We start from the raw sequence: 16,152 nt of genomic DNA, 5'->3' as shown, positions 1-16,152 counted from the left end.
TGCTTGCGCCCATCGGCCACATCCCGCCCGCTGAGGCCGAGGCAAACTACTATCGGCAACTCGCCAGTCAGAACTCCGCCGTAATGGCCTGACTTGAACCAAACAGCCTCCGCGGAAACCGGGTTGATTCAAACCTCGCGGCGATGGACGAACTGGTGGACTTCGCAGCAGTTGCAGCTCAGGTGGAGGCAGCCTGCCCACGGCCCGACCGCAGCAAGGGTGGCCGCCCGCCGTACTCCACCGAGATCATGGTGCGGCTGGTGTTCATCCAGTCGCTGTACAACTTGAGCGACGAGGAGTGCGAGTACCAGGTGCTGGACCGCATGAGCTTCCAGCACTTTTGCCGGCTTGCAGGCGAGCTGCACATCCCGGACGCACGCACGCTGTGGCGCTTCAAGCAGCAACTGGCCCAGGGTGGCCTGGGCGGGCGGGCCATCTTCGAGGCCGTCAGCCAGCAACTGCAGGCCCACGGCTACAGCCCGCGAGGCGGGCAGATCGTGGACGCCAGCATCGTGCAGGCGCCGGTCACCCTCACCAAGAGCGAGGAGCGCGAAGCGCTCAATGAAGGGCAGGCCCCTGAGGGCTGGTCCTCCAAGAAGCTGCGCCATACCGACCGGGATGCCCGCTGGACCAAGAAGCACGGCAAGAGCTACTACGGCTACAAGGTGCATGCCAACAGCGACGCGCGCTACAAGCTCATCCGCAAGATCAAGGTCACGCCGGCCAACGTGGACGACGGCCAGACCTTGAAGGACGTGCTGGACGCGAGCAATACCGGCAAACGCGTGCTGGCCGGCCGGGGCTACGACAGCCAAGCCAACCGGGATCTGCTGCGAGACCGGCAACTGCGAGACGGCATCGGTAGAAGAGCCAAGCCTGGGCAGGAGAAGCGTCAGCGACGGGATGCGCGCAACACGGCCATCAACCGCATCCGGGCCAGAGGCGAGCACGTGTTCGCGGGCCTGCAGCAGTTGGGCGGCAAGGTCGTGCGGGCCACGACGCTGGCTCGCAATGAACTGGCGGTGACGCTCCAGTGCGTGGCCTACAACGTCAAGCGGCTGGTGTGGCTGGCCGCCAATGAGCCGGCGCATTGAGCGCCGCCAAGGGCGAGGTGCGCCCGCTGAGCCCGCTGAGCCCGCTGAGCCCGCAAAGCGGGAGATGAGGGGCCTGGCGGCCGGCTTCGACGGTTGAAATGGGCCTGTGCGGCCTCAATCCGAGGCTGCGGACATGCTCGCGCCTTCAGGTGCGGCGAGAACGGGGTTATGAGAAGTGCCCTATGGGGTCCCGGACAGGGCGCCGGTGTGGAGCCGATCCCGCCCTCACCCACACTGCCCCACAAACCCGCAAGCCGTACAGAACTCACACCCGTCCCGGTGGATCACCGTCAGGTTCCCGCATTCCGGACACTTCTTCCCTGCCATGGTTGGCACACCGGCCGTGGTCGCCACCGTCCGGCCGGCAGACGCTGGTGCCTGCTGCAGCAGCCCCATGTCCACCAGCGGAAAGCCTTGTTCATCCAGCACGCCCAGCATCGCATAGCGGTGAATGATCAAGCGCGCCACATACGCCACCGTCGACGGCCACACCTGCTGACGCCGCTCGCCGGAAAGCGTCGGCACCGGCGCCATGAAATGCCCCAGGGGCTCGCCCACGTTCAGCAGCTTGCGCAGCTTCATGCCGATCCAGCCAGGATCCAGCACCCGCATATCCAGTGACAGCAAGCGCGCCAACCCATCCAGCGCCTTCGGATAGTTCCCTGAGAACCCCATCGCACACGGACGGGTCACCGCCCCCCCCTCCGGCGTCGGCAGGCTCACTTCCTTCAGCGTCAGGGTGAAGACTTCGCCGGTCGCCGGGTTGTCCACGTCCACGGCCCAGGCCAGCGTGCCCATCGTGCCAGTGCGCGGTTCCTCGCGCGAGAACATCGCATCCATCACCGGGGTCGGGCCACCATCCTGCAGCGCCCCCAGCTGCTCACAGCGCCAGCGGATCACCGCGGCGGTCGCCGCCACCACGCCCGGGAACAGCCGCGGCTCACCCATGGGCGGCATCGGCATTTCAAAGGATCGCTCCTCCGCCACCGTCGCCAGCGCATCCAGCTTCAGACGGAGCCAGGCGGTGTCGTTGGTGCGCAGATCCATTGACAAGGTCTTCGCCAGCGCCGACAGACCGCGGGGCTGCTCCGCCCCATTCACCCACACCTCAAACGGCAGCGTGCGCCCAAACAGACCTGCCTCCGGCCCTTCTGCCGGCAGCTCGCCGACGAACAGCGCAAAGTCGCCATGCGGATGCCGGATCATGGTGGACCAGGCCGGATTGCCACCCGGCAGTTCCGGCCGGCTGGGCCAGCGCAGCGAGGCCAGCACCGGCTTGGGCAGACGGTCCACCCGCAGCCGCTGGTTCGGCCCCACCTCGGGCTTCAGCGGCTCCGGCTGCGCCACCGGCTCCACGCTCAACACCGATCCCAGCACCTGGTTGGGACGGTAAGTCGCCAGGCCCTTCAGTCCGCTCTTCCAGGCCAGTCGATACAGGTCCTGGAAGTCCTGATACGGATAGTCCGCCGGCACATTCACCGTCTTGGAAATCGACGTGTCCACATACGGCGCCACGGCGGCCACCATCGCTTCGTGGTCCGCCGCCTTCAATTCCAGCGCGGTCACGAACGCTTCGGTCAGCGGCGCATCGGCGCCGTGCAGGTGGCGATAGAGCCGCCACGCGTGGTCTTCAACGGCATATTCCTTGAAGCTGTTGTCCGGCATCCGCTTCTTGCGGGTATAGCTCCAGGAGAACGGTGGCTCGATGCCGTTGCTGGCATTGTCGGCAAAGGCCAGGCTGATGGTGCCGGTCGGCGCAATCGACAGCAGATGCGAATTGCGCAGCCCCTGGGCCCGAATCTTGTCCTTCAGCCACGGCGGCAGACGCGATGCGAAGTTCCCGCCGGACAAATAGAGATCAGCATTGAACAGGGGAAACGCGCCACGCTCCAGGGCCAGATCCGCGCTGGCTTCATAGGCCGCATCCCGCATCACCTCGCTGATCCGCCGGGCCATGCTGCGCGCCGCTTCGGTGTCGTAGCGCAGCCCCAGCATGATCAGCGCATCCCCCAGCCCGGTGAAGCCCAGCCCCACCCGGCGCTTGTTGGCCGCCTCCTGGGCCTGCTTGGGCAGCGGCCAGGGTGTGACATCCAGCACGTTATCCAGCATGCGAGTGGCCACTCTGCACACGTCCGCAAAGCCGTCTTCATCAAACCGGGCGTGGGCGCCGAAGGGCTCCACCACAAAGCGCGTCAGGTTGATCGAGCCCAGGCAGCAGCAGCCATACGGCGGCAGCGGCTGCTCGGCGCACGGATTGGTCGCGCTGATGGTCTCGCAGTAGTGCAGGTTGTTGTCTGCATTGATGCGATCGAGGAACAACACGCCAGGCTCGGCATGGTCGTAGGTGGAGCGCATCACCTGGTCCCACAATTTGCGAGCTCTTACGCGTCGATACACCCACTGGCCATCGGCCCGCTGAACGGCCCCCGCAGCCCGCACCTTCGCGCTGGGCACGGCCTTGTGGACCAGCTCCACATCGGCATCGGCTTCCACCGCTTCCATGAAGGCGTCGGTCACGCCGATCGAAATATTGAAGTTGCGCAGGTCGCCCTGATCCTTGGCGTGGATGAAGTCTTCAATGTCCGGATGATCACAGCGCAGCACACCCATCTGCGCCCCCCGGCGTGAGCCGGCCGACTCCACCGTCTCGCAGCTGCGGTCAAACACCCGCATGTAGCTCACCGGACCCGACGCGCTGGACTGCGTGGATTTGACCCACGCCCCCTTGGGCCGGATGCGCGAGAAGTCGTAGCCCACCCCGCCCCCGCGGCGCATGGTTTCTGCGGCTTCGGTGAGGGCGGTGTAGATGCCGGGAACGCCGTCTTCCTCCTCGGCAATCGAGTCGCCGACGGGTTGCACAAAGCAATTGATCAAGGTGGCCGACAGCTCCGTGCCGGCCGCCGACGCAATGCGCCCGGCGGGCACGAAACCGCGCTGCTGCGCATCGAGGAATCTCGCTTCCCAATCCTGCCGGTGCTCCGGCGATTCCGCCTGGGCCAGCGCCCGCGCCACCCGGCGCTGCACCTCTTCCAGGTCACGCTCACCGCCCTTGGCGTATTTCTCCAGCAGCACTTCCTCGCTGATGTCCTGAGCGGGCAGCGTGTCCGCAGAGGCAAGGGATGGGGCCGGGACGGCAGAGGGCACGGAAGGCTGACTCATTCGAAACTCCACAAGGCAATCGAACGATATTAGTCCTCTGGCTGACTACCGGACTGAGCTACATCAAGACACAAAGCTGCAACTGACAGCCCGTGAGCAGCCACTCCGCTGGGAAGCCCCAATGGGCCAATGCACACAAGCGCACTATTCTTGAATCCCATGAACCCCGACAAGGTCTTGCGATCCAGCCCCGGCACCCTGGGTGATCTGGAACTTGAATGCGCTGAAGCCCGCCGCCTGATCCAGGACGGGGACTTCAACGCTGCCCGTGATCAGCTGATGGGCCTGCAGCGCGCCCACGGCGATGAACACGCCCCGCTGCAGGAAGCGCTGAGCGCACTGGCCGAGGCGGAGCAGGACTGGGCCGCCGCGCTGCGCTTCTACAAGCGCTTCCACACGCTGGCGCTGCAGGCCGGCAGCTCGCCGCTGGCCTCTCGGGATCAGCTGCTGTCGCGGCTGGCGGAACATCAGCGCAGCACGCCGGACCTGTCGTGGTGTCTCGTCGCATTGGGCGCTACGCGCGCACCGGCGGGCGTGCTGCCGCAGATGCTGCGCCAGCAGTGCCGCGCACAGGACGTGCTGGCGCTGGGCAAGGGCGAAGCCATGTTGATGCTGCTGCATGACGTGGATCTGCCCACCGGCCGCAAGGTCTGTGAGCGGCTGCGGACGGTGTGGTTCCAGCAGCATGCTGGCGCCGGTGCCCTGGCCATGGGCCTGACCGCCTGGCGTGGCCCCGGCGACACCGGTGGCGCCTTCCTGGCGCGGGCTGAAGGCGCGCTGGAACGCAGCCAGCGCGAAGGCGGCCCGCTGCGCACCGGCTGAGCCCGCCTCGGCGCCACGCCTCGGCGCCCCGTGTCAGAACGGGTTGTAGGTCTTTTCTCGCCGGTAGTGGATGTAGCCCACGCTGGCCCCCGCCCGCAGTCCCACGCCCAGGCGGATCGGTGCCAGGGTGATGCCGTCCGCACGCTGATAGTTGATGCCGGCGCCGCCGACGTAATACAGGCTGCCATCAACGCCGGGGAAGCGACGAAAGATGGCACTGGCCTTGGGCAGCTTGTAGACCAGGGTGAACACCTTGGACGCATTCGCTCCCAGGTCAAAACCCACCGACGGCCCCGCCCAGTACACATGGGTGCCGCCGCCGCGCTTCATCACCAGACTGCCATCGCCATAGCGCAGACCGACGGTGATGGCAGCCCCCGCCTCCTGGCCTTTGATGTAGGCATTGGGCCGCCCCTGCTCCTTGAACGCCTTCTCGATGACCTTGGCCAATCCTTCGGTGGTCTCGCCGAAGAAGTCGGCGGCGTCCTTGAGCACGGAATCCTGGTCGAAGGTGTCGTCCTCTTCGCCCTTGTCCTCGGCCGCGAGCGCCGGCAGTGACACACCGGCCGCCACCGGGAGGATCAGGCCGCCGGCCGCCCACCGGCCCAGACGCGCGAGGGCCCTTCGGCGGGAAGCCGCCTGGGCCTCACCGGCCGCGGGCTCGACGTTCAAGGGCTGTTCGTCAGACACACGATTCATGCTCATCTCCGGGTTTTCCATGAGGCCGGCGCACCAGACGAGTGCGGTTCTCCGGGCGGACACGTTTTGCAAGGTGATGCTACGCCTGCTTGTGACAAACGGCGCGACAAGCCGGTGCGCCGTTCTATACACTGGGCGAACGCCAACGCGGCCGGTCTCGCAGCGACAAGAAGATTGGCAAACCCAGACCGATCCATCATGACGAGACCCACGCATCCGCGGACAGTGGCGATGACAGAAGCGAAGATAAACGCGACAACGAACGCGACAACAAACGCGACGACAAGCAGCAAGGAGGACCCCCGTGAGTGATTTGCCCCGTCTGGCCCGAGCCCTGGAATATCTCGACATGGCTTCGGCCCTCTACATGGCGGGTGGCGCCGATCATTCCGCGCAGTTGCTGGCCGCTGCCGGCGAGCGACTGCTGGGGGACCTGGCACGACTGATCCAGTCGCCCGAACACGGCCCGGAAGTACAGCAGCTGCTGTCGCGGGTCGCCCAGACCCACCCGGGGTATTCGCTGCCGGAAGTTCCCGGCCATGCACCCAACCGCCAGCTGCAGCAGATGATGTCCCGCGAGGAATCGCCGGAGCTGATGGCGCTGCGCCAGGCCACCTCGGCCCTGCTGCGGGCCTCGTGGTATTTGCTGGAGACGATGGGGCTGGAATCGCTGGCGCCGTCCCGGCTGCATCAGGCGATTGAGAAGTCGACCATCTACGCCGAGCTGTGACCCCCTGCCCCGGGGTCCGGCTTTGACGCCGGCGACCGGGAAGAGGATAGTCAGCGCCAGACGGCCGCCGGAGGTTCGGCGCCGGAGAGTGGGGAATACGGGATGTCCAACGATTCAGGCCACGAGCGCCGCCATTTCTCGCGCATTGCCTTTGCCAGCAGCGCCCACCTCGTGACGGTGGACCAGCGGGTGGCCGTGCAGGTGCTGGATCTCTCCCTCAAGGGCGCGCTGGTGCGGCTGCCCGACGGAGCGCCGGTGGAGCCCGGCAGCATGGCCCTGCTGGACCTGCCGCTGCTGCCCCACGACGGTCGCATCTCCATGGCCGTGCAGGTGGCCCACATCGACGCGGGTCGCGCCGGCCTGCTGAGCCTGGGCATTGACCTGGAAAGCATCACCCATCTGCGGCGGCTGATCGAACTCAACCTGGGCGATCCTGCCCTGGCGGAGCGGGACCTGCGGGCGCTGGCGGCGGCCTCGGCCTGAGCGTCCACCGCGCGCCTGCCCATGCTCAGGCAGCGCCATCCGGCCACCGGCCCCGGGGCGCCGCGGACGCTTACTCGGCGATGAACTCGCGCAGCACCTTGAACGCCGCCACCGGGTCATCCCGCCACGCGCCATGCCCCACGCCGGGAAAGCGGGCCAACTGGCGATGCTGCGCCGGCAGCGCTTCGTAGATCTCCAGCGCGTCCTCCAGCGGGCAGACCGGATCGTCCTCGCCCACCATCACCAGCACCGGACATTCCGCCCGCGCCAGCCCCTGCAGCAGGCCGAGGTCCTGCTTCTCCCCGGCCACAAAGTGCAGCAGGATTTCGATGTTCGCCAGCGTGCGGCTGCCCGCTTCCGGATCTGCCGCGGGCCGGGTGTTGTAGAGGTGACGCACGCCCGCCCAATATGCCTCGAAGGTGGCGTGGCTCGGCCGCGCCCAGAAGGCTTCGGCCAGTGCGCGCGCCTCGGGCCCGCCGCGGCGTTCGAATGCGGCCAGCTTGCGGTCCAGGCCCATGTGGTGCGAGGTGCTGGACAGGATCACCTTGGAAGCATGTCCCGGATGCCGCGCGAGATAGCGCTGGCCCACGAATCCACCGAACGACTGCCCCAGTACGATCGGCTTGACGATGCCCAGGGCGTCGCACAGGCGCACCACGTCGTCGGCCCACACATCCAGGTTCCATTCGCTGGACGGACGCGGATCACTGCGGCCATGGCCCCGATGGTCGTAATAGATGACCTGCGCCAGATCCGTCAGCTGACCGAAGGCCGGCTTGAACGCGCTGTGGTCGAAGCCCGGACCGCCATGCATGCAGATCAGCGTCGGCTTCTCCCGCATCTGCGGGCCGTCCGGCACCAGTCCCGCCCCGTCCACATCCACATACAGGCGAACGCCGCCACCGATATCGATTTTCATGGCCGCCAGTATGCCGCGATGCGGCCTGTCGCCTACATGACGACCGGGGCCAGAGGGGCGACTCACAATGGTCCGCACAAGACGAAGGAACGGAGACAGCCATGGCCCTCGTGCACACCGACGCGCCCCACGAGGCGCACTACCGCATCTGCCCCTTGTGCGAAGCGGCCTGCGGACTGGAGATCCGCACGGAGGCACGCGCGCACGACGGCGTGCGCCAGGTCGTGAGCATCCGCGGCGACGAGCAGGACCCCTTCAGCCAGGGCTATCTGTGCCCCAAAGGCGTCGCGCTCAAGGATCTGCATGAAGATCCTGACCGCCTGCGACAGCCGATGCGCCGCGAGGCCGACGGCCGCTTTGTGCCCATCAGCTGGGCGCAGGCCTTCGAGGAGATCGACCGCCGCCTGCCCGCCTTGCGTCAGGCCCACGGGCCTGATGCGGTGGGCCTGAGCATCGGCAATCCGGCCTCGCACAAGATCGGCCTGTTCAGCTATTTTCCGGGCCTGGCGCGTGCACTCGGCACCCGCAACATCTTCTCCGCCTCCACCCTCGACCAGATGCCCAAGCAGCTGTCCTGCGGCTGGATGTACGGCCACTGGCTGAGCGTGCCGGTGCCGGACCTGCCCCGCAGCGATCTCCTGATCATCCTCGGCGCCAATCCTGCGGTGAGCAATGGCAGCCTGTGGACGGTGCCGGACTATCGCGGCAAGGCCAAAGCCATGCGGGCGCGCGGCGGTCGCATCATCGTCATCGATCCACGCCGCACGGAAACCGCGCAGGCCGCAGATGAGCACCATGCCATCCGACCTGGCGGCGATGTCTTCCTGCTGCTGGGCATGCTGCACACACTGTTCGATGAAGACCTGGTGCGACCCGGTCGGCTGACCGAACACCTGCAGGGCCTCGACGACCTGCGCCCGGTGGCGGAGGCGTTTCCGCCGTCGCTCTGTGCGCCGCAGGCTGGGCTGTCGGAGGCGGTGATTCGTCAGCTCGCGCGGGATCTGGCCGCTGCCCCACGCGCTGCACTGTATGGCCGCATCGGCACCTGCACCCAGCGCTTTGGCACGATCAACAGCTGGCTGATCGATGTGCTCAACATCCTCACCGGCCACCTGGACAGCCCCGGCGGCCTGATGTTCCCCAAGGCCGCCGCCTTTGCGGCCAACACGCTGGGGCGCTCCGGACAAGGCAAGGGCGTGACCATCGGTCGTCGCCACAGCCGTGTCAGCCGTGCGCCGGAAGTGATGGGCGAGCTGCCCATCAGCTGCCTGGCGGAGGAGATCGAGACCCCCGGCGACGGGCAGATCCATGCGCTGATCACCGTGGCCTGCAACCCGGTGCTGTCGTCGCCCAACGGCGCGCGACTGGCCCGGGCGCTGGAGGGGCTGGACTTCATGCTCAGCCTCGATCCCTACATCAACGAGACCACCCGGCATGCCCATCTGATCCTGCCACCGCCGTCCCCGCTGGAGGACTGGCACTACGACCAGGTGTTTGCCCAGCTGTCGTGGCGCAATCATGCGCGCTGGTCGGGGCCGGTCCTTCCGCCCGCCGATGAGGCGGCAGCGACCGAACGCCAGCCGGAATGGAAGACGCTGCTGCGCCTGACCGCCATCGTCAACGGCCTCGGCCCGGACGCCGACCTGCAGGCCCTGGACGATCAGGCGCTGATGACCGAGCTGCGCCGCAGTGCCGGTGACCACGCCGAGGCCTGCATGGCCATGCTGGACGGTGGCGTCGGACCGGCGCGCTGGCTGGACCTGGCGCTGCGCTCCGGCCCGTATGGCGACCGCTTCGGCCAGAAGCCCGACGGGCTCACGCTGGCCAAGGTTCGCGCCGCGCCTCGCGGCATCGATCTCGGCGAGCTGAAATCGCGGATTCCAGAGGTGCTGCGCACGCCCTCCGGCCGCATCGAACTCGCCCCGCCGGCGCTGCTGGCGGAACTTCCCACGGTGAAGGCGGCCTTGCAGCGTCCGCTGAATCCGGAGCTGCTGCTGATCGGCCGACGCGAGACCCGCAGCAACAACAGCTGGATGCACAACCTGCCGGTGCTGGCCAAGGGCAAGGAACGCTGCACGCTGCTCATCCATCCGGACGACGCCGCCCGCGCGGGCCTCGCCGCCGGCCAGATGGCCCGCCTGGGCAATGCGCGGGGCAGCGTGCTGGCGCAGGTGGAGATCAGTGAGGCCATGCGGCCCGGCGTGGTGAGCCTGCCGCACGGCTGGGGCCACGACCTCGCCGGCGCACGGCTGCAGGTGGCGGCGCAGCACCCGGGGGTCAACATGAACCTGCTGCTGGACGAGGACGACCGGGATCCGGTCTCCGGCACCTCGGTACTGTCCGGCGTCCCGGTGCGGCTCAGCGCGGCGGAAACCGCCCCGACAGCAAACCACTGACCAGCTCGAGGTGGTGCATCAGCTGCCACTGGCGCGCCAGCGCCTGGGTGGGCGGCACACCGCGGATGTGGCAACCGACGAAGCGCCGCACCGCCTCGGTGGGGCCGAAGCAGGCATCGCGCCGGTCCAGCGCCAGATGGAAGTTCTGCAACGCCTTGACGAACCGCGCCTCGGCCAGCCGCTGCGGCGGAAACTGCCGCTCGGCCACAAAGAACTCCAGGCACAGCGCCCGATCCAGCGGCCCGCCGATCTGATGAAAGCTCAGGTGGAAGCAGCCGGTGGGGCCGCCGCCCGCATGCGGCAGGGACGGCAGGCAGGTGTAGTCCGAAAACCCGTTGCCGCCGACCTCCAGAAAGCGGGACACCGCATCGGTGAAGAAACGCCGCTCCTGCAGGAAGCCCCCCATGCCCACCCGCTTGAGCGCTTCGGGCATGCTGGCATCCAGCGGTTCCACCCACACCAGCGGCGTCGGCGCCAGCCGCTCGCGCAGGGGGGTGGTGCAGGGCCCATGCTTGAGGAAGACCCGACCCACCTGTACCGACTCGAGCGCGTTGTACAGATGCATCAGGGATTGCGGCTCTTCCGCCATCACCACCCCCACCACTTGCCCCGCAAAGCTCTGCGCAAACAGCCGCACCACATCCACGGTCACGCCGCCGTGCAGCAGCAGGGTCGGGCACAGATGCTTGCGCGGCTGGATGGACGCCATCAGGTGCCGTCCCCAGCTGGGCGCAGGCGCAGCGCCGACGCCGCCAAACTCCTGCAGCATCGGGTTGACCACCATCCAGACGGGGAGGCCCTCGTTCTCACAAGCCTGCAGCGTGTGCGTCAGCGAAGCCAGCCGGTGTCGCACGGGCTCGATCACCGGCTGGACGCAAGCGTCGGCGGCGAGCAGCGGAATGGACTGGCGCAAGGCCAGCATCTCCTTCTGCATGCCGTAGAGATAGGGGAAGTACATGGGGATCGCCACAAGTAACCTGGGGCGCTGATGATGCAGAGCAGCGAAGATCCCGTCAGCATCTGCGCTTGCTAGATTGCGTTGAATCAAGCTAGCAAATGCGATCCCAAAAACGGTCAGAGATCCACAACGATCGGTAGTGGACCCCGTCATCGCGGCCATGAAAAAACGGCACCGGCCGCTGCTGCGAACCGGTGCCGTCGAGGGCACGAAGCAGGATCGGGCTCAGCCGGTCACTGCGGCGCCTGGGCGTTCTGCTGCGCCGGTGCGGGCTCCGTCCCGCCCCCCAGCACCTTGTAGAGCTGCACCTGGTTTTGCAGCTGCGCCAGACGCACCTGCAGGGCCGACTGCTGCGCCGCAAAGCTGGACCGCTGCGCATCCAGCAGGTCCAGGTTGGAGGCCGCGCCATTGCGATAGCTCAGCTCCACCAGCTGCAGACGCGAGGCCTCGGCTTCCGCCTGGGCATCCTGGGCGCGCAGTTGCTCGTCCAGCGTGGCACGGCCGGCCAGCGCATCAGAGACTTCCCTGAATGCGCTCTGCACCGCCTTCTCGTAGTTGGCCACGGCCACTTCACGGCTGGCCTTGGCGGCATCGAGGTTGTTGCGGTTCTTGCCGAAGTCGAACAGCGGCATCAGGGCGGTGCCGCTGATGCTCCAGGCACTGCGCTTGAACAGGTCGGACAGGGCATTGCTGGCGGTGCCGGCACTGGTGGTCAGCGAGATGCTCGGGAAGAACGCGGCGCGCGCCACACCGATGTTGGCTTCCGCCGCCACCAGTTGCTGCTCGGCCTGACGCACATCCGGACGCTGGATCAGCACTTCGGACGGCAAACCGGCCAGCAGCGCGCCCATCGTCTGGCTGCTCAGCGGCTGGGCCGACGTCAGGTTGTCCGGCAGCGTCTGGCCGACCAGCAGGGTCAGGCTGTTCATGTCCTGCATGCGGGTGCGCTGCAACTGGGCCAGCGTGGCGCGCGCCGATTCATACGAGGACTGCGCGGTGTTCAGGTCCAGCTTGGACGAGGCACCGTTGTCGAACTTGAGCTGGGTCAGCTTCAGGCTGTCCTGGCGGGTGGCCAGGGTCTGCTCGGTCAGCTTCAGCAGCTCGTCGTCCGCCTGCACCGCCAGATAGGCGGTGGCCACGCTGGCAATCAGCGAGATGCGCGCCGTGCGGGCGGCTTCGGCCGTGGCCAGATAGTTGGCGAAGGAGGCCTCGCTCGTGTTCTTCAAGCGGCTGAACAGATCCAGCTCGAAGGCATTGATCTGCAGGCCGGCCTGATAGGTGCTGACGACGCGGGTGTCGCCCGAGGTGCTGGTCTGCGGACCGCGCGTGCCGGTGAAGCCGGCATTGATGGTGGGCCAGCGGTTGGCGGCCGAGACGCCCGCCTGCGCGCGCGCCACTTCCACATTCAGCAGGGCCACCCGCAGGTCGCGGTTGTTCTTCAGCGCCAGGCTGATCAGCTCGCGCAGGCGTGCGTCATGGAAGAACTGCTCCCACTGCAGCTGGGCAGCGGCCTGCGCGCCCGGGGCTTCCGCACCCGGACCCTGCGGCCACTGGCCCGCCACCGGCGCTTCAGGGCGCTGATGGTCCGGGGCCAGGTTGATGCAGCCGGTCAGTGCCAGGGCCGCAACGGCCGAGGCCAGGACGGTCAAACTGTTTTTGATCATTCGAATTCTCCGTGGGGCCCCGGCTCGCGCCGGGGCTCACAACGTTCATCACACGCCGTCGGCGTTCTTCACATCGGGACCGTCGAGCTCACGCGAGTACATCTTGCGCTGACGGTCGCTGCCCTTGAAGAAGCGGCGCACCACCAGGAAGAAGACCGGCACGAAGATCACGGCCAGCAGCGTCGCGGTGATCATGCCGGACAGCACGCCGGTACCGATCGCACGCTGGCTGGCAGACCCTGCGCCGGAAGCGAAGAACAGCGGCGTCACGCCCAGGATGAAGGCCATCGAGGTCATGATGATCGGACGGAAGCGCAGGTGGGCCGCTTCAAGAATGGACTCGACCAGCCCCTTCCCTTGCGCCTGCAGATCCTTCGCAAACTCGATGATCAGAATGGCGTTCTTCGCGGACAGGCCGATGATGGTGATCAGGCCCACCTTGAAGTAGACGTCGTTGGGCATGCCACGCAGCGTGGCACCGGCCAGCGCGCCCAGCAGACCCAGCGGCACCACCAGCAGCACCGACAGCGGGATGGACCAGCTCTCATACAGCGCAGCCAGGCACAGGAACACCGCCAGCAGCGAGAACGCCAGCAGGATCGTGGCCTGCGAGCCGGACAGCTGTTCCTCGCGGGACAGACCGGTCCACTCGTAGCCGATGCCCGGCGGCAGCTTGGCGATCATGCCTTCCAGTTCCTTGATGGCCTGACCGGTGGATGCACCCGCGGCCGCATCACCGGCCAGGCGCATCGCCGGATAGCCGTTGTAGCGGGTGGCCTGCATCTGGCCGGTGATCCAGTGGCTGGTGGCGAAGGCCGACAAAGGCACCGCCTTGCCGCTGCCGTTGGTCACGTTCAGCGCCAGCACGTCTTCGGGCGTCATGCGCTTGGGCGCATCGGCCTGGACCACCACCCGCTGCATGCGGCCCGCGCTCGGGAAGTCGTTCACGTAGGCAGACCCCAGCTGGGTGCCCAGCGTGGCGGCAATGGTGCTGTAGTTGATGCCCAGCGCCTGTGCCTTCGCACGGTCGATGTCGATCTGCAGCTGCGGCGCATCTTCCAGACCGTCCGGACGCATGCCGGTGATGATCTTGCTCTGCGCGGCCATGCCCATCAGCTGGTTGCGGGCAGCCAGCAGCGCCTCGTGGCCGAGGCCGCCGCGGTCCTGCAGACGCAGCGCGAAGCCGGTGGCATTGCCCAGTTCCGGGATCGGGGGCGGCGACAGCGGGAAGATGAAGGCGTCGCGCACGCCGCCCATCATCGCGCCGAAGACCCGACCGGCCACGGCGCCGGCGCTGTGCTCGGCGCCCTTGCGCTCTTCCCACGGCTTCAGCGGCACGAACACCAGGGCGGCGTTCTGGCCCTGCCCGGAGAACGAGAAACCGATCACGCCGATGGTGTCAGCGACTTCCGGCTGCTTGTGCAGGAACTGCTCGACAGCGGCCACCGCAGCTTCCGTCCGGTTGGACGTCGCGCCCGGGGGCAGCTGCACGTTGACGATCAGGTAGCCCTGGTCTTCATTCGGCAGGAAGGAGGTGGGCATGCGCACATACAGCCAGCCCACCACCGCGACGATGGCCACGAAGGCGATCATCATGCCGGCGCTGCGCTTGAGCAGGCGGGACACCCAGCCCTCATAGCCCTTGGCGGTGCGGGAGAAGCCGCGGTTGAACCAGCCGAAGAAGCCGCGCTTCTCATGATGGTGACCCGCGTCCACCGGCTTGAGCAGGGTGGCGCACAGGGCCGGCGTCAGCGACAGGGCCATCAGCGCGGACAGGGCCATCGAGGCCACCATCGCCAGCGAGAACTGGCGATAGATGTTGCCCACCGAGCCGGCGAAGAAGGCCATCGGCACGAACACCGCGATCAGCACCGTGGTGATGCCGATGATGGCGCCCGAGATCTGGCCCATCGCCTTCTTGGTCGCTTCGCGGGGGGACAGGCCCTCCTCGCTCATGATCCGCTCGACGTTCTCCACCACCACGATGGCATCGTCCACCAGGATACCGATGGCCAGCACCATGCCGAACAGTGTCAGCACGTTGATCGAGAAGCCCATCGCCAGCATGATGCCGAAGGTGCCCAGCAGGGCCACCGGCACCACCAGCGTCGGGATCAGGGTGTAGCGCCAGTCCTGCAGGAACAGGAACATCACCAGGAACACCAGGACGATGGCCTCGATCAGAGTCTCGACCACTTGCGAGATCGAGATCTTCACGAACTTGGACGAGTCGTACGGCACCGCGTATTCCACGCCGGCCGGGAAGAACTTCTTCAGGTCTTCCATGCGCTGCTTGACCGCGGTGGCGGTGCCCAGCGCATTGCCGGTGGGCGAGAGCTGCACACCGATGCCGGTGGACGGCTTGCCGTTCAGACGGGCGTAGGTGGAATAGCTCTGGCCGCCCAGCTCGATGCGGGCGACGTCCTTCAGCTTGACGGTGGAGCCGTCGGTGTTGGCGCGCAGGACGATGTTCTCGAACTGCTCCTTGTTTTCCAGCTGGCCCTTGACGACGATGGTCGCGGACATCGTCTGGCTGGTCGTGTTCGGACGATCGCCCAGCACACCGGCCGGCACCAGCGCGTTCTGCGCGGAGATGGCGGTGTTGACTTCGGTCGGCGTCAGATTGAACGACAGCATCTTGGCCGGATCCAGCCAGATGCGCATCGCGCGCTCGGAACCGAACAGCTGCGCCTGGCCGACGCCGGGCACCCGCTGGATTTCCGGAACGATGTTGCGGGCGGCATAGTCACCCAGCGCGATCGGGTCCATCGAGCCGTCCTTGGAGGCCAGCGTGACGAACAGCAGGAAGTTGGAGCGGGACTTGTCCACCTTCACGCCCTGCTGCGTCACCGCCGACGGCAGTCGGGGTTCCGCGCGGGACAGACGGTTCTGGATTTCCACCTGCGCCAGGTCGATGTTGGTGCCGGACTCGAAGGTCACGGTGATCGAACCCGTGCCGTTGGCCTGGCTGACCGATTCCATGTAGGCCAGGCCCGGTGCACCGTTCAGCTCCTGTTCGATGACGGAGATGACCGACTCGTCCAGGGTCTTGGCGGAAGCGCCCGGGTAGACCATGCTCACCACCAGCGAAGGCGGCGCCACGGTCGGGTACTGCGCCACCGGCAGCTGGGTGATGGCGACTCCGCCGAACACCAGGATGAAGAGCGCGATCACCCACGCAAAGATGGGGCGATCAATAAAAAAACGTGCCATGTCTTGAATCCTTCC

The 16,152-nt window shown here is 67.1% G+C and carries 10 protein-coding genes and 1 pseudogene; 5 read left to right on the top strand and 6 right to left on the bottom strand.

Features of this window, described 5'->3' with window-relative positions; translation table 11 throughout:
* Window positions 1–137: 137 nt before the first annotated feature.
* Window positions 138–1,094 (top strand): annotated as a pseudogene (locus FHS28_RS23535) (IS5 family transposase); the annotation flags it as partial.
* 225 nt (window positions 1,095–1,319) lie between these two features.
* Here FHS28_RS23535 and FHS28_RS23530 read toward each other — a convergent pair.
* Window positions 1,320–4,253 carry an adenosylcobalamin-dependent ribonucleoside-diphosphate reductase gene (locus FHS28_RS23530; RefSeq protein ID WP_088454367.1) on the bottom strand — a complete coding sequence of 978 codons (2,934 nt, stop codon included), beginning with the start codon at window positions 4,251–4,253 and terminating at the stop codon, window positions 1,320–1,322.
* A gap of 159 nt (window positions 4,254–4,412) precedes the next feature.
* Here FHS28_RS23530 and FHS28_RS23525 point away from each other — a divergent pair, with 159 nt between their 5' ends.
* The gene (locus FHS28_RS23525; protein ID WP_088454368.1) at window positions 4,413–5,075 is read left to right on the top strand and encodes a PleD family two-component system response regulator; all 663 of its coding nucleotides are present in this window, start codon (window positions 4,413–4,415) and stop codon (window positions 5,073–5,075) included.
* A gap of 33 nt (window positions 5,076–5,108) precedes the next feature.
* On the opposite strand, the gene FHS28_RS23520 is transcribed toward FHS28_RS23525, so the two are convergent.
* A complete protein-coding gene (locus FHS28_RS23520) occupies window positions 5,109–5,774 on the bottom strand; it encodes a DUF1134 domain-containing protein (RefSeq protein ID WP_088454481.1) in 666 nt (221 codons plus the stop codon).
* A gap of 304 nt (window positions 5,775–6,078) precedes the next feature.
* Between FHS28_RS23520 and FHS28_RS23515 the strand changes: the two genes are divergently transcribed.
* Window positions 6,079–6,504: a hypothetical protein gene (locus FHS28_RS23515; RefSeq protein WP_184295547.1), complete on the top strand. Its 426-nt coding sequence runs from the start codon at window positions 6,079–6,081 to the stop codon at window positions 6,502–6,504.
* Window positions 6,505–6,606: 102 nt separating this feature from the next.
* Window positions 6,607–6,987 carry a PilZ domain-containing protein gene (locus FHS28_RS23510; protein ID WP_088454370.1) on the top strand — a complete coding sequence of 127 codons (381 nt, stop codon included), beginning with the start codon at window positions 6,607–6,609 and terminating at the stop codon, window positions 6,985–6,987.
* A 70-nt stretch (window positions 6,988–7,057) separates the two neighbouring features.
* Here the strand turns inward: FHS28_RS23510 and FHS28_RS23505 are convergent, their stop codons facing one another.
* Complete coding sequence (locus FHS28_RS23505) at window positions 7,058–7,906, bottom strand: alpha/beta fold hydrolase (protein ID WP_088454371.1); 849 nt, start codon at window positions 7,904–7,906, stop codon at window positions 7,058–7,060.
* A gap of 101 nt (window positions 7,907–8,007) precedes the next feature.
* Here FHS28_RS23505 and FHS28_RS23500 point away from each other — a divergent pair, with 101 nt between their 5' ends.
* Entirely contained in the window at window positions 8,008–10,302 is a 2,295-nt protein-coding gene (locus FHS28_RS23500; RefSeq protein WP_088454372.1) for a molybdopterin-dependent oxidoreductase, read from the top strand.
* Here the strand turns inward: FHS28_RS23500 and FHS28_RS23495 are convergent.
* The 3 genes from FHS28_RS23495 to FHS28_RS23485 form a co-directional block, all read right to left on the bottom strand.
* Window positions 10,265–11,260 carry a sce7725 family protein gene (locus FHS28_RS23495; RefSeq protein WP_088454373.1) on the bottom strand — a complete coding sequence of 332 codons (996 nt, stop codon included), beginning with the start codon at window positions 11,258–11,260 and terminating at the stop codon, window positions 10,265–10,267. The two genes, FHS28_RS23500 and FHS28_RS23495, sit on opposite strands and share 38 nt — an antisense overlap.
* 233 nt (window positions 11,261–11,493) lie before the next feature.
* Window positions 11,494–12,924, bottom strand: a complete 1,431-nt coding sequence (locus tag FHS28_RS23490; protein WP_088454374.1) for an efflux transporter outer membrane subunit — start codon at window positions 12,922–12,924, stop codon at window positions 11,494–11,496.
* A gap of 48 nt (window positions 12,925–12,972) precedes the next feature.
* Window positions 12,973–16,137: an efflux RND transporter permease subunit gene (locus FHS28_RS23485; RefSeq protein WP_088454375.1), complete on the bottom strand. Its 3,165-nt coding sequence runs from the start codon at window positions 16,135–16,137 to the stop codon at window positions 12,973–12,975.
* Window positions 16,138–16,152 lie beyond the last annotated feature (15 nt).

The sequence above is a fragment of the Roseateles terrae genome, from assembly GCF_014192155.1.
Lineage (GTDB): Bacteria > Pseudomonadota > Gammaproteobacteria > Burkholderiales > Burkholderiaceae_C > Roseateles > Roseateles terrae.
The sequence above is the reverse complement of the archived record's forward strand: the minus strand, read 5'-3'. Positions and strand labels throughout refer to the sequence as shown.